This window comes from Spirosoma aerophilum (assembly GCF_054782495.1).
The window spans coordinates 581,416-597,537 of the sequence record NZ_BAAGSJ010000009.1 but is presented as its reverse complement, the minus strand read 5'-3'; the positions used below and the strand labels follow the sequence as shown (position 1 = coordinate 597,537).

The 16,122-nt window shown below is 49.3% G+C and carries 17 protein-coding genes; 7 read left to right on the top strand and 10 right to left on the bottom strand.

All coding sequences use genetic code 11. From position 1 onward, the window contains the following. Positions 1-98: 98 nt before the first annotated feature. Positions 99-1,175 carry an efflux RND transporter periplasmic adaptor subunit gene (locus ACYVK4_RS10190; RefSeq protein ID WP_461127391.1) on the bottom strand — a complete coding sequence of 359 codons (1,077 nt, stop codon included), beginning with the start codon at positions 1,173-1,175 and terminating at the stop codon, positions 99-101. A gap of 77 nt (positions 1,176-1,252) precedes the next feature. On the opposite strand from ACYVK4_RS10190, the gene ACYVK4_RS10185 reads away from it, so the two are divergent. Next, complete coding sequence (locus ACYVK4_RS10185; protein ID WP_461127390.1) at positions 1,253-1,450, top strand: DUF433 domain-containing protein; 198 nt, start codon at positions 1,253-1,255, stop codon at positions 1,448-1,450. 104 nt (positions 1,451-1,554) lie between these two features. Here ACYVK4_RS10185 and ACYVK4_RS10180 read toward each other — a convergent pair whose 3' ends face one another. Both ACYVK4_RS10180 and ACYVK4_RS10175 read right to left on the bottom strand, forming a co-directional pair. Further along, positions 1,555-2,937, bottom strand: coding sequence for a TolC family protein (locus tag ACYVK4_RS10180; protein WP_461127389.1), 1,383 nt, complete (start codon positions 2,935-2,937; stop codon positions 1,555-1,557). A 110-nt stretch (positions 2,938-3,047) separates the two neighbouring features. Further along, positions 3,048-3,659 (bottom strand): TetR/AcrR family transcriptional regulator, encoded by a 612-nt coding sequence (locus tag ACYVK4_RS10175; protein WP_461127388.1) that lies wholly within the window; start codon positions 3,657-3,659, stop codon positions 3,048-3,050. A 296-nt stretch (positions 3,660-3,955) separates the two neighbouring features. On the opposite strand from ACYVK4_RS10175, the gene ACYVK4_RS10170 reads away from it, so the two are divergent. The 5 genes from ACYVK4_RS10170 to ACYVK4_RS10150 all read left to right on the top strand — a co-directional run bounded on the left by ACYVK4_RS10170 (position 3,956) and on the right by ACYVK4_RS10150 (position 9,738). Then, positions 3,956-4,573 (top strand): thioredoxin family protein, encoded by a 618-nt coding sequence (locus ACYVK4_RS10170; RefSeq protein WP_461127387.1) that lies wholly within the window; start codon positions 3,956-3,958, stop codon positions 4,571-4,573. A 271-nt stretch (positions 4,574-4,844) separates the two neighbouring features. Continuing rightward, a complete protein-coding gene (locus ACYVK4_RS10165; protein WP_461127386.1) occupies positions 4,845-5,396 on the top strand; it encodes a sll1863 family stress response protein in 552 nt (183 codons plus the stop codon). 183 nt (positions 5,397-5,579) lie between these two features. Beyond that, positions 5,580-7,700, top strand: a complete 2,121-nt coding sequence (locus ACYVK4_RS10160) for a peptidylprolyl isomerase (protein ID WP_461127385.1) — start codon at positions 5,580-5,582, stop codon at positions 7,698-7,700. A gap of 158 nt (positions 7,701-7,858) precedes the next feature. After that, positions 7,859-8,833 (top strand): NADP-dependent oxidoreductase, encoded by a 975-nt coding sequence (locus tag ACYVK4_RS10155; protein ID WP_461127384.1) that lies wholly within the window; start codon positions 7,859-7,861, stop codon positions 8,831-8,833. Continuing rightward, on the top strand, positions 8,830-9,738 hold the full coding sequence (locus ACYVK4_RS10150) for a helix-turn-helix domain-containing protein (protein WP_461127383.1): 909 nt from the start codon (positions 8,830-8,832) through the stop codon (positions 9,736-9,738). The genes ACYVK4_RS10155 and ACYVK4_RS10150 overlap by 4 nt, the downstream gene beginning before the upstream one ends. 84 nt (positions 9,739-9,822) lie before the next feature. Here the strand turns inward: ACYVK4_RS10150 and ACYVK4_RS10145 are convergent, their stop codons facing one another. The 4 genes from ACYVK4_RS10145 to ACYVK4_RS10130 form a co-directional block, all read right to left on the bottom strand. After that, positions 9,823-11,025 (bottom strand): MFS transporter, encoded by a 1,203-nt coding sequence (locus ACYVK4_RS10145; protein WP_461127382.1) that lies wholly within the window; start codon positions 11,023-11,025, stop codon positions 9,823-9,825. Between the two features lie 55 nt (positions 11,026-11,080). Then, positions 11,081-11,659: an RdgB/HAM1 family non-canonical purine NTP pyrophosphatase gene (rdgB, locus tag ACYVK4_RS10140; protein ID WP_461127381.1), complete on the bottom strand. Its 579-nt coding sequence runs from the start codon at positions 11,657-11,659 to the stop codon at positions 11,081-11,083. A gap of 64 nt (positions 11,660-11,723) precedes the next feature. After that, complete coding sequence (locus tag ACYVK4_RS10135; RefSeq protein ID WP_461127380.1) at positions 11,724-12,635, bottom strand: FKBP-type peptidyl-prolyl cis-trans isomerase; 912 nt, start codon at positions 12,633-12,635, stop codon at positions 11,724-11,726. Between the two features lie 68 nt (positions 12,636-12,703). Continuing rightward, positions 12,704-13,735 (bottom strand): DHH family phosphoesterase, encoded by a 1,032-nt coding sequence (locus ACYVK4_RS10130; RefSeq protein WP_461127379.1) that lies wholly within the window; start codon positions 13,733-13,735, stop codon positions 12,704-12,706. A 247-nt stretch (positions 13,736-13,982) separates the two neighbouring features. On the opposite strand from ACYVK4_RS10130, the gene ACYVK4_RS10125 reads away from it, so the two are divergent. Then, positions 13,983-14,402, top strand: coding sequence for a nucleoside-diphosphate kinase (locus ACYVK4_RS10125; RefSeq protein ID WP_461127378.1), 420 nt, complete (start codon positions 13,983-13,985; stop codon positions 14,400-14,402). A gap of 92 nt (positions 14,403-14,494) precedes the next feature. Here the strand turns inward: ACYVK4_RS10125 and nth are convergent, their stop codons facing one another. The 3 genes from nth to ACYVK4_RS10110 form a co-directional block, all read right to left on the bottom strand. Next, complete coding sequence (nth, locus tag ACYVK4_RS10120; RefSeq protein ID WP_461127377.1) at positions 14,495-15,151, bottom strand: endonuclease III; 657 nt, start codon at positions 15,149-15,151, stop codon at positions 14,495-14,497. Positions 15,152-15,227: 76 nt separating this feature from the next. Further along, positions 15,228-15,479, bottom strand: coding sequence for a hypothetical protein (locus ACYVK4_RS10115; protein ID WP_461127376.1), 252 nt, complete (start codon positions 15,477-15,479; stop codon positions 15,228-15,230). Then, positions 15,454-16,053 carry an RNA polymerase sigma factor gene (locus ACYVK4_RS10110; protein ID WP_381504354.1) on the bottom strand — a complete coding sequence of 200 codons (600 nt, stop codon included), beginning with the start codon at positions 16,051-16,053 and terminating at the stop codon, positions 15,454-15,456. The genes ACYVK4_RS10115 and ACYVK4_RS10110 overlap by 26 nt, the downstream gene beginning before the upstream one ends. Positions 16,054-16,122 lie beyond the last annotated feature (69 nt).

The following is a 16,122-nucleotide window of genomic DNA, read 5'->3' as shown; positions in this document are numbered from 1 at the left end:
TAGAAGGAGATAGGAGCGCGGATGAAACGGATTGCACGGATTAGGACAGATTCGTTTTCATCTGTTCAACCCGTTTCATCCGCGCTCCTATGAGGAGTTCATTTAACTACTACAGTGGACTCTTCTGTAAGAAAGGCGGAACCAGCCGTGACAACATCTTTAACGCCAGCTAGCCCGTTGGTCACCAGGACTTTATCGCCATCCAGGTATCCGATTTGTATGGACTGCCTGCGTACATGAAGCGGTCCTGAAGATGGTCGGCCATTGGCCAGCACATACACAAAGCCATCCTTTCCATTGCCCTCTACAATCGCTTCGACGGGCACGAGGGTGTAGCTGCGGCTCTGGGCCGGCACAAGCGTTACTTTCGCGAACAGACCGGGGGCGAATTTGGCCGTACCCGGATCAATCCGTACCTCTATTTCATACAATTTGTTGACGGGGTCGGCCGCCTGCGCCAACTCAGTCACGGTACCCGTAAACGTTTTGTCAGGATAGGCATCGAGTGTAATGCTGGCCCGATTTCCCAACCGAAGCCGCGCCCAGTCTTTATCCGACACACCGACCCGTACAACCCAGTCGCTCCGGCGATTGGATGAGATCAGGTAAACCGATGCGCCGGGGGCCACAAACTCACCTGCGTTGGTCACTTTACGCGTTACGGTACCGTCAACCGTGGAGCGGATTTGAGCGTAGCTTTGATTGAACTGGGCAATGGTCAGGTTCTGCTTCGCGACACTGGTGCCGGTCGTCGCATTCTGGAGCTGTTCGAGGGTAGCGGCTGTGTCGGCGTAGAGGCTCTTGACGCGTCCCAGATCGCGTTCGGCTTTTTCGTTGGCCAGTTGCGCCTGAGCTACCTGGGCATTGATCTCGGTCAAGTCAAGCGTCGCCAGCAGTTGCCCCTTCCGAACGGACTGCCCTTCTTCCACAAACATCCGGTTGATAATACCACCAACCTTGAACGACATCCGCGCTTCCTGCGCCGACGAGACCAGACCTGAGGCCACCACCGGTTCGGCCCGGACAACGGTGCTGACTGGTATTAGTTTGATGGGTACAACAACCTCATCAGCGGTTTGAGCTACCTCATTGGTCGGTGCTTTGTCGGCTTTGCTGCTACAGGCCCAGAGGAGAACAGAAAATGATAAAGAGAGAAGAATATGTAGTGGTTTCATGTGGTCAATTGTTTACTGAGACACTTTTGTCAAGTTGTATCTATTTCTACGCGTGTACATCACTATTACGGTCAATCATGAATCAGATCATCACAATACATCCGGATATTCAGAGCGGAACGCCGGTTTTTTTTAACACGCGTGTCCCGGTTAAAAACTTGGTCGACTACGTTAAAGGTGGTCATACCGTAAATGAGTTTATTGACGATTTCCCTTCAGTTAAACACGAACAAACTCTGGCTGCACTGGACTCTTCGGTGCTGTCAGTTTCTTAAAACTGACAAGTGAGGTTTCTCAAAACCTCGTAGAGTCTGTGTCATGAGGTTTTGAGAAACCTTACCTGTCGGGTTTAAGAACCCGACACCACGGCAGGTATGCCTTACTGCCCTACAGCCACGGCCCGGTCCAGCGCGGCCCGTTTCACGAGTATATCCATGCGAGCCAGTGAGTGCTGCAGTTGGGCCGTCAGTCGGTCGTTTTGGTAGCGCAAAAATTCGATCAGCAGCGACTGCCCGTTGCGGTATTTGCTGTCGATAACCCGAAACGTCTGGTCGGCGTTGAGCATGCCACTCTGGGTGGCAGACAGGCTTTCGGTAGCCGCATCCAGGTCGTAGTACGCCTGTAGCACCTGTAACTGAATTTGTCGCGGCACTTCCTGCAACCGGGTTTGCAGCGCGTTGGTCTGGATTTTAGCCTGCTGAATCTTCGACCGCTTCTCATAGCCCCGGAACAGATCCCACTGCAAGCCCACCTGCGCTACCAGATACGCCTGATTCTGGAATGTGTAGCCGAATCCCTGAAAACCCGTGTTGGCTCCCACATACACGTTTGGAATATTGGCGTTGGCTTCGGCCAGTTTAACGGCGGTTTGAGCCGCACTTAGCGAACTGTTCACCTGGGCCAGTTCCTGCCGTCCGCGCAAGGCGGTTTGCTGCAAGTCTGTCACGTTCTCTTTCGACTCGGGCAAAATTTTCGTGAGCGACGAGTCGACGTCGACCGTTGTCTGAAGATCGCGGTTGAGGAGGAAATTGAAATAAGCGCGGGCGGTTTCGCGGTTTTTCTGCGCAACAGCCAGTTGTTGATCCACTTTGCTGATCTCGTAGCGGGCCGAGGTCACCACTTCTTTGGTGGCCACGTTGTTGTGAACCAGCTTTTCATTCAGGCGCGTCAGTTCCGTCAGGACGTTTCGCGAGTTTTCGTAAATACGAATGGCATCGAGCGTTTGCAGATACTGATAATAGGCCGTGGCAATGGTATAACGCAGTTCATTTTCGACAACCCGCCGACGGGCTTCCTGCGAGGTAAGTAGCTGTTTCTGAATAAGGTAGTTGTATTGAATGTCCGTATTGAAAATGGCGTAGTTGACACTGATTTTGGTGTCGTGGAAGTTGTTGGGTGCCAGCAACTGGTTCACATTCTCGATATTGGTCGGAAATTTGTCCGAGCCGGTCAACTGATTCAACGCTTTATAGGCCGGATTGAGCAGGTCGCCCACTGGGAATTCCAGGCGTCGTCCACCAGCTGCCATTGAATAGGTCGGGTTGAAGGCCACCCGCGGATAAAATAGCGACTTCGCCTGATTGAGAGATTCCGTTACACGGCTAATCTCCAGCGATTCCTGTCGGAGTGCGAGGTTGTTGGCCAGACCCTCACGAACATAACCATCCAGAACGGGAGAGGCAGGTGTTGGGGCCGGCTGGGCTACAACCGATAGGGGAAGCAACAGACTCAAGTAGCGGATACGGTTGAGAATGAGATTCATGATCGTATATTAGTTAATGAACAGTGTTTAGTGACTGGGTAAAAAAATAGGACTATTAATAAATGGATGATGGTTTCCTAAGCCGTATATTGTACATTATCCATTGACTTTTACAACCCACGCCGTAACGTTTCGCAGAACAAATTGAACGAATCATCCATAATAACCGGCACATCGCATTCGGCAAACATGCCCAGGCGTTTTCGCAGGAACAGCGCTGTGTAGCCATGAATGCTACTCCAGATCATCATCGATGTCGATTGGATATCGTGTTTTTGAAAAACGCCCGCATCCATACATTCCTGAACGACCTGCATAAGTAAGCCAAACGCCTGATCGCCTTCTACCCAGTTTTCTTTGTCGAGCTTATCCATAGGCGCATTCATGATAAACATCAGATCGAACAGCTCTGGATTTTCGACGGCGAAACGGATATACGAACGGCCCATCTCAACCAGTTTTTCAAACGGGTCATTCAGCAACAACAATGGCTGAAACTCCTGTACCATCTTCACGAAACCACGTTGGTGAAGGGCAAAAAGCAGTTCATTCTTGTCTTTAAAATAGAGGTAAAGCGTAGCCGGGCTATACTCGATCTCATCGGCAATGTTGCGGATACTGACCTTGTCGTAGCCATTGGCTAGAAACAGTTTCTGGGCTGCATCCAGAATCAGTTTCCGCATCTCTTCCCGTTCCCGCTCTTTCCGTTCCGTAATACCCATTTAAAAAATAATTAACGATGCAAACTTACTGAACACTGTTTAGTAAATAACTATTTGCTTGTGTATTTTATTCTTGTTTTGACTAAACGGTTGTTTTTTTTAATACATCTACAAAGCGGCTGGTTATTCTATTTAAATTATCGAGATTGTAAATCAGTAAACAAAGGTTGATAGTGGAGAGGGTCAATGCCTAACTTACTCAGGTATATTGTTAAAATATACTCGCTGAAGCAAAGTGTAGATTAATCTTTATGAACTTTGGCATATCTAATAAGGGAACATTTAATAAGACGGAAATGAAATTAATATCGAGTTGGTTGTTAGCTGGTTTGCTGGTTCTGATACTAACTCAATCAGGTATGGCTCAGGGAGTAAAAGGATACAGTTTGGGGGATGCTGTGGCCGATTTCCGTTTAAAAAACGTGGATAACCGCCAGATCACGCTGGCAGACTACCGTTCTCAGAAGGGTTTGATTGTCGTTTTTATGAGTAATCACTGCCCTTTCTCAAAAGCTTACGAAGACCGGCTGATCGCGTTGGATCGTAAATTTTCATCACAGGATTACCCCGTGCTTGCCATCATGCCCAACGACCCGAAGGCTTATGAAGATGACTCGTTCGAGAATATGCAGATCCGCTCCCGCGACAAAGCCTATCCGTTCGTTTATGCCATAGATGAAACCCAGTCAACAGCGCGCGCTTTTGGCGCAGCCCGAACGCCGGAAGTGTTTGTGCTAAAACAAGTTAATGGGCAGTTTATCCTTGAATACCTGGGAGCCATCGACGATAGCCCACAGGACGGAGGCAGCGTACAACGCCGGTATATTGAGGAAGCTGTCACCAATCTATTAGCCGGCCGACCGGTTCAATCGCCTATTACCAAACCAATCGGTTGTGCGGTTAAGTGGAAATAAGTTGGTAAGTCGGTAAGTTAGTAAGTCAGTAAGTCAGTAAGCGGCTACGCCTAAGTTGGTAAGTAGCTGACGCATGAGTGTTGCTTTCGCGTCAGTTACCAACTTACCAACTTACCAACTTACCAACTTACCGACTTACCGACTTACCGACTTACCGACTTACCGACTTACCGACTTACCAACTTAGGCGAAGCCGCTCACTGACTACTTCCAAATTTCTGGCATGTCGTTTGCAAACTGTGTTTACTGTAAAACAAACTACACAACGATTATGAAAAAATATCCATTGATGTTAAATCGGATTAAACACGTTGCCGGTACCCTGATGCTGGTGTCATCACTTGCGCTTTTACAGGCCTGCGGTTCCGACAATAAGAACGAGTCCCGCACCGAAGATGCGCTGGAAAAAACAGGTGATGCTATCTCTGCCGATACAAAAGATGCTACTGCTGACGCCAAAGAAAACATGGATGAAGCGGGCGATAAAATAGAAGCTAAATCAGACGAAGCAGCTGCCGACTTCAAACGCGAGCGGGATGAGGCTGTGGCTAAAATGAAGGTCCAGCGGGATAAATTAGACGCTAAAATTGACGAATTAAAGGTAAAAGCGGACAAACAGAGCGACAAAGCGAAAGCGGAAACCGATCGTCAGCGGGCTAAACTGGAGGAGGAACGGAAAGAACTGGGCGACGATATTGATAAGGCCCAGAACGCAACGGCCGATGCCTGGAAAGATGTAAAATCCGGTTTTAAACAAGCGGGTCGCGAAATAGGCGATGCTTTTGATAAAGCAGGTGACAAGCTTAAGCGGGATGACAATTAATTAAGCCGCTCTTTTTTTAGTCAATATATCTTTGGTGCCGACTTTTTCGAAAAGTCGGCACTTTTTTTGTTAAACGATTGTAGAGCCTTTTCCTCACTTTTGAGGATAGATATACAGTTACTACTTGTATTCCAGCGGGGAAAATTGTTATTTTGCGGGCTAAATTGACTGTTAAAAAGCGAAATGTCTGTCATTAATAAGATCAGAGAACGTTCGGGACTGGCTGTTGGTATTATTGCCGTCAGTTTGATTCTGTTCATTGTGGGTGGTGATTTACTCGGCGGCCGTAGTTTGCTGTTCGGTGGAGATCAACAGAAAGTCGGTGAGATTGCAGGTCAATCCATTGATTATCAAGAATTCAATGCCAAAGTAGATGAACTTCGGGCACAGTTTGAGCAACAATCCGGACGGGCTCCCGTCGATCAGGATATGGTTCAGATTCGTGAGCAGGCCTGGAATCAGATGCTGTTTGAAATTGCCTACCAGAAAGAGTTCGACAAACTGGGCCTTACCGTTTCGTCTGAAGAGCTTGTTGACATGGTGCAGGGCAATAACATCAGCCCCGCTGTTCGGCAGGCCTTTACGAATCCGCAGACTGGCGTTTTCGACAAGAGCTCGATCATCAGCTACCTGAAAGGACTAAAAAATCTGCCTCCTCAACAACAGGCTGCCTGGGCTAGCTTCGAGAAGAACCTGGCTTCAGATCGTCTTCGCGAGAAATACGAAAGCCTCATGCGCCTGTCTGTATTTGCTACCACCGCCGAAGCGCAGAAAGAATACCAGGCGCAGAATGCAAAAGCGAATGTCAAGCTTCTATTTGTGCCTTACTACACCATCAACGATACGACGGTGAAAGTAACGGATGCTCAACTGCAGGATTATCTGTCGAAGCACAAGGAAGAATATCCCGGCACCGATAGCCGTTCCATTCAATATGTAACGTTCTCGGTAGCACCTTCCAAAGAAGACAGTGCAGCCCTCTACAGCCAGATCAAATCACTGGCTCGTGGCCTGGGTGCGGCTACCAACGACTCGACGTTTGCGCAGCAGAACAGCGACGTTCGGGTGCCTCTCTACCTGACAGCAGGTGAAATGCCTGAGCAACTCCGGGCCTCTATCCCGACTTTTGCAGCCGGGGGTATTTACGGACCCTTCCGGGAAGGCAATACGTATTTCATCTATAAATACGGCGGCACAAAGAGAGATACCAACTTTACGGCTCGTGCCAGTCATATCCTGATCCAAACCAAAGGTCTTGCCGATTCGGCTAAGGCAGATGCCCGTCGCCGGGCTGAAGGCCTGCTGAAGCAGATTCAGGGGGGTGCCAGTTTTGAAGCACTTGCTCAAACGAACAGCGACGATGGATCGCGGTCGGTGGGTGGTGACCTGGGTTACTTCAAGAATAACGGCCAGATGGTGAAACCGTTTGAGTCGGCTGTTTTTGGTGCTACGTCGGCCGGTTTGATTCCCCGCCTGGTTGAAACCGAATTCGGCTACCACATCATCAAAGTTACGCAGCCTAAAACCGACGTGCTGTATCGGATAGCGGCCATCGGTAAAGCCATCACGCCAAGCCAGACAACACGTGACGAGGCCCTGCGTAAAGCAGACCAGTTTGCGTCGGACGTACATACGAAAGAAGCGTTCGATGCGAAAGTGAAAGAAGACAAGTCGTTGGTAGTGGCTACTGCCGAACGGATTCCGGAAGGAGCCGCTCAAATCAATGCCCTGTCAGGGTCAGAAGTACGGCAGATCGTTCGTTGGGCTTTCAATGACAAAACGGATATCAATTCGGTTTCGGAACCTTTTGAAGTGGGCGATCAGTACGTTATTGCTGTGTTGACCAACAAAACGAACAAAGACAAAGTTGAAGTCGAGGATTACCGCAGTGAACTGACCGCTAAAGTTCGCAATGAACTGAAAGGCGAGCAGATTATTGCCAAGCTTGGTAACACCAGCGGAACGCTGGAAAGTGCTGCGCAAAAGTTTGGTGCCGGTGCCCTGGTCGAAGTGGTTGACGATGTGAATCTGGCAACGGGTTTCTTACGCAGCGCTGGTGTCGATCCAGTTGCTTTAGGTAAAGCGTTTGGCCTGAAGCCCGGTAAGCACTCGAAAGCATTTGCGGGCGAGAATGGTGTTCTTGTTGTAGAGACGTTGGCCTTGACGCCTGCACCAACCATTGCCGACTACACCATGTATAAGACCCAGATTCAGCAGAACGGTACATCGCGGGTAGGTTTCTACATCAACGAAGCCATTAAAGATGCCGCTAAAGTCGACGACCGTCGGGCTAAGTTCTATTAAGATTTAGCTGAATTTATATAGGAAAGCCCTCGTCTGGAAATCAGGCGAGGGCTTTTTGCTTCCGGCCGTTTTGACTAACACAAAGGGCATTCTTACTAAATCTGCTTTCGACCAATTGATGACCTTTGTTTCATCAATCAATTAGAAAACAGTTTCGCATGAAAGCAGTCAGAATTCATGAATTTGGTGGGCCGGAGGTGTTAACACTCGACACAATTGAACGTCCTACACCAGCCGCCGATGAAATTTTAGTGAAGGTGTATGCCAGTGGAGTGAACCCTACGGATTGGGCAATTCGAGAAGGGGGCAACGATATTCTGAAGCCATATTTAACGCTGCCAATGACATTAGGCTGGGATGCGGCAGGCGTTGTTGACGCAATAGGTAGTGACGTGACCGCTTTCAGGGAAGGAGACGCGGTGTACGGGGTTCCTGACTTCCCCGGAAATGGAAGTTATGCCGAGTACTGTGTGGCAAAAGCCAGCCAGTTTGCCCTTAAGCCTAAAACGATAAGCTTCAATGAGGCTGCGGGAGTGCCCCTGGCAGGGCTCACAGCCTGGACGGCCATCGTTAAGCACGGAAAATTGCAGCCCGGGCAACGTATTTTAGTGCAGGGCGCATCGGGCGGTGTTGGTAGTTTTGCTGTGCAATTTGCCAAAGCAATGGGAGCTTATGTGATTGGCGTTGCTTCGGCGAGTAATCAGGATTATATAAAGCAGCTTGGGGCCGACGAGGTAATCGATTACCAGAACCAAACGTTTGAAAACCTCGTACTCGATATTGACGTTGTGTTCGAAGCGTCGCCATTGCGCGATAACGAGGAACGGTTAAAATCGGTCCGTGTTCTGAGGAAAGGCGGTATACTCGTAACCGCCAATATTGATTTGCCCTTTAACGACGCGGTGCTGGCAGCACTGGCCAGCAAACAGGCCAAAGGTGAACTGGCAGTCAACCAACCCCGGCAGGACTGGCTAATGGACATAGCCCGGTTAATTGATGAAGGAAAGGTAAAGGTTTTTGTCAGTAAGGTATTCCCGTTGGAGCGGGTAGCTGAAGCCCATCGCGAAAGTCAAACCTGGCATGTCCGGGGGAAGTTGATCCTGGAAGTACGCCAAAACGAACAAGGAGCATGAAGCACTTTAAGACGGTAAGCGAGTTTCATGCGTTTAGAAAGTTACCTAAACCGCTTCACCCGCTGATTAGCCTCATTAACGTTGGTGATGTAACGACTTTACATCGCGATGAACCAACGAATCTGGTCTTCGATTTCTATAGCATTGCGCTCAAACGGGTGTCCAATGTAAGCGTAAACTACGGGCAGCAGCCCTTTGATTTCAACGAGGGTATTCTATCGTTCATAGCACCCGGCCAGGTTATTCGACTTACTCGTGTACATACCGATGAAGCCGTCAAACAATCAGGATGGGTACTTAATATCCATCCTGATTTCCTTTGGAATACACCCCTGGCCAAAAATATTAGGCAGTACGACTTCTGGAGCTATTCGGTGCATGAGGCTTTGTTTATGTCAGAAAAAGAAGAAGATACTCTCAACCAGATCATTCAGTATATTCAGCAGGAATATCAGACCAACATTGACCGCTTTAGCAAACCGATCATTGTTGCGCAACTGGAAACGTTGCTGAACTACGCAGACCGGTTTTATCAGCGCCAGTTCATTACCCGGGAAAAAGCAAATCATCAGATACTTGGCCGACTACAAAGCTTACTTGATGCTTATTTTGACAATGACTCCCTGGATAAAGGTGGACTGCCAACGGTTCAGTCTGTTGCCAACCAGTTGAATCTTTCTCCTAAGTATTTAAGTAATCTGTTACGGGCGCAGACCGGGCAAAACACCCAGCAGCATATTCATGACAAGCTAATCTCAATGGCGAAGGAGAAGCTATCAACTACAGACTTATCTGTTAGTGAAATCGCCTATGCCTTGGGCTTCGAACATCTTCAGTCGTTCAGCAAGTTGTTTAAGGCAAAAACCAACCAGTCACCTTTGGCATTCAGGGCGTCATTTAATTGACAAAAGTTGCCCCTGGAATGATGATACAACGCTTACTAGGCAAAGTTGATACTTGTTCCATGAGGACTCCGGCCCTGGATCCTCCTAAGAAATGTTTGTTTGCCTGGCTTTCGCGCCATAGCTTACGGCAACCAATACCAGCAGTACGATCAGGAAGCCAAACGCGCTGGACAGGGAAAAGTGCTGAGCGATATAGCCCAGTAAAGCCGGGCCTGTCAGTAAGCCCGTATACCCCATGGTCGTAATGGCCGGTATGCTGACTGTTGGTGGAATACCGGGAAGTTTGCCCGCTTCACTAAAAAACACGGGTACAATATTAGCCACGCCCATGCCGAGAAGCACAAAGCCTGTCATGGCCCCAACGGCTCCGGGGCTCAACACGGCAAGGCCCACGCCGACAGCACCGATCAAGCTGCCACCAACCACAACTGTTTTACTCGTTAAATGCGCCACTAGTTTATCACCCGTTAACCGCATTACCGACATCGCAATGGAAAAGGCTGCGTAACCCGCTCCGGCAAACTCCGGCGCGATTCCTTTGATGTCCCGCAGATATATAGCGCTCCAGTCAAGGACAGCCCCTTCTGACAGAAAAGTTGCAAAGCACATCAGACCCAGAAATAAGACACTTCCCTGCAACCAGCCAAATCGCTGACTGCCCGCAGGCGACTGCTCATCGGAAGCCGAAAATCGGACAATGGCTTGCTGTTCAGTTGCTAAAGGGAATAAATTCCTGTATTGAGTTAGGGTAATCAGAATCATCAGAACGGCAATGCTGATAATGGCGTACACAGGATTGAGGCCAAGCTTCATTAAAAAGCCCAGACCCAGGGAGCCAAACAGGCCTCCAACGCTAAACAGGCCATGGAGAGACGACATGATGGGCCTTCCGTAGAGATTCTGCACCTGTACGCCATGAGCATTCATGGCAACGTCTATTGTGCCAATGCCGGAACCGAATATGAACAGCGTTACTGCCATCGCCGTGACGGACGAAAGAACGAGCAACAAAGGCAAGGTAAGCGCCATCACAAGAGCCGCACAAGCCATGACTATGCGACTGCCAAAGCGGCTCACCAACCAACCCGATATTGGCATCATTAGCATGGAGCCACCCCCCAGCAGCAATAATAATAAGCCAAGGTTGGCATCATTTAACCCTAACCGATCCTTGGCAAGGGGAACCATGGGTGCCCAGCTCGACATACCCAGGCCGCAAACCAGAAAGATCAATTGGGTTGCTGTGCGGGCTTTTGACACATGCGCTACGGGTAAGGCCGTTTCCATAAAAGGGAGGGTGAAGGAATAAAAAGGTAGAAGCTGTTTGTATCGACTACTTACGCTACTTTGCCTGCTCTTTCAGGTAGGCAATCATTTTTGCCAGTGCTTGTGCCCTATGGCTGATCAGGCCTTTCTCGTCAATACTCATTTCGGCAAACGTGCGGTCATAGCCGTCGGGCATAAAGACCGGGTCGTAACCAAACCCGCCCGTTCCGCGAGGTTCCGTTAAAATGCGGCCCGTAATAATGCCTTCGAACTGGTGCTCGACCCCGTGCAGTACCAACGTAAAGACGGTAATAAAGCGAGCCCTTCGGTTGGCTTCTGTTCCCAGCTTACTTAATAAGGTCTGAATGTTTTTCGCATGGTCCCGGCTGCCGGAATAGTAGGCGGAATCGACCCCCGGCTCGCCGTTGAGGGCATCGACTTCCAGTCCTGAATCATCGGCGAAGCAGGAGACCCCGAAATTGACCCAGACATAATCTGCTTTCTGACGCGAATTGCCAGGAATTGTGCCCGAAGTTTCGGGCAGTTCGTCGGTGCAGCCAATGTCCTGAAGCGTTTTGAGGGTAAAGGCGTCACCGAGTTTGGCCGACACTTCGGCTAGTTTATGTTGGTTGTTCGTTGCAAAGCAGAGTTCCATAGTGAACAAAAAAAGCCGTTTACAGTCGTAACTGCAAACGGCTTTTAAAATATGAGGGAATGGCTTACCGGCCGGGTTGCGGCATTTGCGGTGGGCCTGGCTGACCTTTCTGAATATCGATCAGTTCAATATCGAACAACAGAACAGAGTTAGGAGCAATACCCTGGTTGCCACGGGGGCCATAGGCCAGCGTCGATGGGATAATGAGCGTCGCCTTTTCCCCTTTGTGGAGCTTGCTGACGCCTTCTTCCCAACCCGGAATGACCATACCCACACCAATCTGGAACTGGGCCGGTTTGCCACCTGCCTGTGGGTTTGTCCGTGAGCTATCGAATACTTTACCGTCTAACAGTTTACCCGTGTAATGCACCTGGACCACATCCCCTTTGTTGGGCGTTGGACCGCTGCCCGGCTGGGTCACTACATAATACACACCTGATTCGGTTTTCTGGGCTTTGCCCGCCAACCCATTCTTGGCAATGTAGTTTTCAATAATCTTGGCATCGACACCCTTCTGCTTTTCCATGTCGATGGCCTGGGCTTTCTTGTATTCATCTTCCGTTTGAACGTTCAGCATTTTCACGGCAATACCGATGTCGGTACCTTTCTGAACACCCGGAGGCAGCGGTTGCATGGCACGGGTGAAGAGGGAGTCGGCACTTACGTAGAACGTAGCGCTGTCGCCTTTGCCCAGCATGGTCAACCCTTCTTCGTAAGAACCTTTGAACGGTGGTACCTGAAGCAGCATCTGGAACGGCACCCCTTCTTTGTGCGTATCGCGAAGAACAGAGTCCTTGTTATTCATCAGCGTCAGGTGCAGGGTCAGAATATCACCAACTTTGCCTTTGCGGTTCCCTTCAGTTTGCTCGTGAATGGTGTACTTCAGGCCGTTTTCCGTCACCTGCTGGCGGTTTTTACCGCAAGCCGCTACAACAGCGACAAGTAGGGCGGCTTTCCCGAAATTTTTAAGAGACATGATTTATTGTTAGTTGTTTATTTGGACTGTTTCAGAGTCGATGTCTTTAACACAACCTGAAACAAAAATTAAACTGTTGCCAGCAACTGCTGCTGGTACTCGGGTAAAATGGATAATAATTTTTGTTCTGTTTCGGCAAGCGACCGTTTCGATCGTCCACCCGAGGCATTGCGGTGGCCTCCGCCCTCGAAATGTTTGCTGGACAGATCGCGCACGGAGAAATTACCTATAGAACGAAATGAGATGCGGATTTCGTCGTTTCGATCGATTAAGATTGCCGCCATCACCACGCCTTCTACCGCCAGCGCATAATTGACCATGCCTTCGGTATCGCCGGTTTTTGACCGGAAGCGCTTCAGTTCGGCATCTGTGAGGGTAATGTAGGCGAACTTGTATTCAGGTAAAACTTTCAACTTTTCATTCAGAACGTAACCGAGCAGTCTGAATTTGTCGAGGGTTACATTGTCAAAGATACGTCGGTGAACGCTGCTTACATCAATCTCGAGATCGACCAGTTCTGCCGCCATACGATGTACATCGCCCGTCGTATTGGGGTGCCGGAAGGAGCCGGTATCGGTCATCAGACCGGCATACAGACATTCGGCGATTGGCACATCAACGAGTGCTTTATCACCCAGTTCTACAATAAGCCGGAACACCAACTGGGTGGTGGAAGCAGCGGTTGGGTCCCAGAGGGCGAGATCGGCGAATGATTCCGGTTCGAGGTGGTGATCGATCAGGATTTTACGGGCTCGTGACTGGCGCACCAGCGGGGCCAGTTCCCGAATACGGTCGAGGCTTGAAAAATCAAGGCAAAAAATAACGTCGGCTTCCTCGATTAACTGGGTGATGGATACCCGTAATTTTTCGTCGAAGGCAATAACGCCTTCATTACCCGACATCCAGTGTAAGTTTTGCGAATAATCAGTGGGCGTAATAACCGTAACGTGGTGGCCTTTTTTGCGAAGGTAGCCCGCCAGTCCCAGCGATGATCCCATCGCATCGGCATCGGGATTCTGGTGAGTTGTAATCAGCACGGTTAGTGCGGGGCCGCCCGGCGGTTGCCCGATAACTGCGCCAATTGCTTCAATGTCTTGCATATATAAATGGCCTCGGCCATAATCGAAACCCAAAAGTACGAATAATACTAATTCCGATGGATGATTTAAAGAAAGCGGCCTGCAACTTTGATGACAGACCTGCTTTTCAGATGCTACCGTAGCTGACAGTCGGTGAACAGATCGTGACATTTAACGAGCAAAGCCCTACATTTGCCCCTGACTCACGAAAAGATGTCCATTACAGGAACCTACACTGAGCACTAAAATCTGGACAGAAAAACTTAGAATGGCAACAAACAGAACGTTCACGATGATTAAGCCCGATGCTGTAGAAGCGGGGCATTCCGGCGCGATTATCAAACTGATTGAAGAAGCGGGTTTCCGTATCGTAGCGATTAAAAAGACTTTATTAACCGGTGAGCGGGCCGGTCAGTTTTACGCTGTACACAGCGAGCGTCCCTTCTACAACGACCTGCGGGCCTATATGTCGTCGGGAGCCATCATTCCAATGATTCTGGAAAAAGAGAACGCCGTTGCCGATTTTCGCAAGCTGATTGGCGCTACCAACCCGGCTCAGGCAGCAGAAGGTACCATCCGCAAACTCTTCGCCAAGTCGATGGAAGCCAACGCCATCCACGGCTCCGATTCCGACGAAAACGCTGAAATTGAAAGCAATTTCTTCTTCGCTGGGACAGAGCAGTATTGAGTGAGTAATAAGTTACCAAGTGGTAAGTAGTAAGTGGCTGACGCATATTGAATGAGTATGCGCCAGCCACTTACTACTTACCACTTGGTAACTTACAAACTTACCAACTTACCGACTTTCTCATAATATTTACAAAACTCCTTCAGCGGGCACACGTCGCATTTGGGCGAGCGGGCGAGGCAAATGTAGCGTCCGTGCAAAATGAGCCAGTGGTGCGCTTTGGGAACGTGTTGTTTGGGAATATGCGCCATCAGCGCTTTTTCTACAGCCAGGGGCGTATTGGCCGTTAAAGGAGCCAGCCCAAGCCGGTGCGATACCCGAAACACGTGCGTATCGACGGCCATAGTCGGTTCGTTATACACGATCGACAGAATCACGTGGGCGGTCTTTCGCCCAACGCCCGGCAGTGTTTGTAATTCCTCTACCGTTGCCGGAATTTCACCCCCAAACCGATCCATGAGTGTTCGGGCCATCCCGACCAGGTGTTTGGCCTTATTGTTCGGATACGAGACACTGCGAATGTAGGCGAACACTTCATCGACCGATGCCGCAGCCAGCGATTCGGCTTCCGGAAATCGGGCGAAAAGGGCGGGGGAGATTTGATTGATCCGTTTGTCGGTGCATTGAGCTGACAAAATAACGGCCACCAGCAGTTCGTAAGGATTACTGAAATTCAGTTCAGTTTTGGGTTCCGGGTAATGTTCGGTGAAGTACTGAATAAAGCGCTGGAACCGTTCTTTTTTTTGCATGGTCATAGGGTATCGTAGCCGAATACTTAGGCCTCTAAGTATTCGGCTACGATACGCATAAAAGCCCACCTACCCGTTACGAATGTCGTACAGGAGTAGGTGGGTTTGCGGGATGGTGTTTTGAATAATCCAGAATGGACTGAACGGTATTCCTGCGGGGCTGGCGTTCAATTTTGTTCATCAAAGCACGCATTTCGAGCGCTTCGAGGAAGAACGTCATCAGATCCGGCTCCGACATCAGGGCGTCTTCAATGAGCAGATTCTCCTCTGGCGAGGTCTCCTCATAGACATACCGGATTACATCATTTTGGGTAAAGGTTTTTGTCATAACTCGGCGAACGTTTGCTTAGTTGCTTGCGTAAATTAATTAACGCGTAACGCATACGTCCCAATGCCGTGTTAATGCTGACGCCGGTTGCATCGGCAATCTCTTGGAAACTCATTTCCTCGTAGTGCCGCATGATAAGCACCTGACGCTGTTGTTCCGGCAATCGCTGAATCAATTCGCGCAAATGCTCGTGTGTTTCCTGTCGAATCTGGAGCGATTCAACTGAATCCTCCGCAAACTCAAGCGTATTGAAAACACTGCTTCCGTCTTCAAACACCACACTGGGGTAGCGTTTATCTTTTCGGAAATAGTCAATGGCCAAGTTGTGAGCAATTCGAATAATCCAGGGTAGAAATTTTCCCTCCTCGTTGTATTTACCAGACTTAATCGTATCCACGGCTTTGATGAACGTGTCCTGCATTAAGTCTTCCGCAATGTACTGATCTTTTACAATCAGGTATATAGTGGTGTAAATCTTCGATTTGTGCCGTTGCACTAATTTAGCAAAGGCTTTTTCATTACCACGGATGTACAGGGAAATCAACTCACTGTCGTTTACCTGGGCTTTTTCCATTTTCAGTAAGACAATTAGGTAACGTAGAGCAGTGTTCCGATAGTGTATGGGAGAGTTATGTTTTTAAGA

Excerpts from the sequence above, each read along its gene's own strand:
- ACYVK4_RS10115 (WP_461127376.1), bottom strand. The coding sequence starts at position 15,479 with ATGACAAAAACCTTTACCCAAAATGATGTAATCCGGTATGTCTATGAG.
- ACYVK4_RS10170 (WP_461127387.1), top strand. The coding sequence starts at position 3,956 with ATGAAATTAATATCGAGTTGGTTGTTAGCTGGTTTGCTGGTTCTGATA.
- nth (WP_461127377.1), bottom strand. The coding sequence starts at position 15,151 with ATGCAAAAAAAAGAACGGTTCCAGCGCTTTATTCAGTACTTCACCGAA.
- ACYVK4_RS10130 (WP_461127379.1), bottom strand. The coding sequence starts at position 13,735 with ATGCAAGACATTGAAGCAATTGGCGCAGTTATCGGGCAACCGCCGGGC.
- ACYVK4_RS10180 (WP_461127389.1), bottom strand. The coding sequence starts at position 2,937 with ATGAATCTCATTCTCAACCGTATCCGCTACTTGAGTCTGTTGCTTCCC.
- rdgB (WP_461127381.1), bottom strand. The coding sequence starts at position 11,659 with ATGGAACTCTGCTTTGCAACGAACAACCAACATAAACTAGCCGAAGTG.
- ACYVK4_RS10165 (WP_461127386.1), top strand. The coding sequence starts at position 4,845 with ATGAAAAAATATCCATTGATGTTAAATCGGATTAAACACGTTGCCGGT.
- ACYVK4_RS10190 (WP_461127391.1), bottom strand. The coding sequence starts at position 1,175 with ATGAAACCACTACATATTCTTCTCTCTTTATCATTTTCTGTTCTCCTC.
- ACYVK4_RS10125 (WP_461127378.1), top strand. The coding sequence starts at position 13,983 with ATGGCAACAAACAGAACGTTCACGATGATTAAGCCCGATGCTGTAGAA.
- ACYVK4_RS10145 (WP_461127382.1), bottom strand. The coding sequence starts at position 11,025 with ATGGAAACGGCCTTACCCGTAGCGCATGTGTCAAAAGCCCGCACAGCA.
- ACYVK4_RS10110 (WP_381504354.1), bottom strand. The coding sequence starts at position 16,053 with ATGGAAAAAGCCCAGGTAAACGACAGTGAGTTGATTTCCCTGTACATC.
- ACYVK4_RS10185 (WP_461127390.1), top strand. The coding sequence starts at position 1,253 with ATGAATCAGATCATCACAATACATCCGGATATTCAGAGCGGAACGCCG.
- ACYVK4_RS10175 (WP_461127388.1), bottom strand. The coding sequence starts at position 3,659 with ATGGGTATTACGGAACGGAAAGAGCGGGAACGGGAAGAGATGCGGAAA.
- ACYVK4_RS10135 (WP_461127380.1), bottom strand. The coding sequence starts at position 12,635 with ATGTCTCTTAAAAATTTCGGGAAAGCCGCCCTACTTGTCGCTGTTGTA.
- ACYVK4_RS10160 (WP_461127385.1), top strand. The coding sequence starts at position 5,580 with ATGTCTGTCATTAATAAGATCAGAGAACGTTCGGGACTGGCTGTTGGT.
- ACYVK4_RS10150 (WP_461127383.1), top strand. The coding sequence starts at position 8,830 with ATGAAGCACTTTAAGACGGTAAGCGAGTTTCATGCGTTTAGAAAGTTA.
- ACYVK4_RS10155 (WP_461127384.1), top strand. The coding sequence starts at position 7,859 with ATGAAAGCAGTCAGAATTCATGAATTTGGTGGGCCGGAGGTGTTAACA.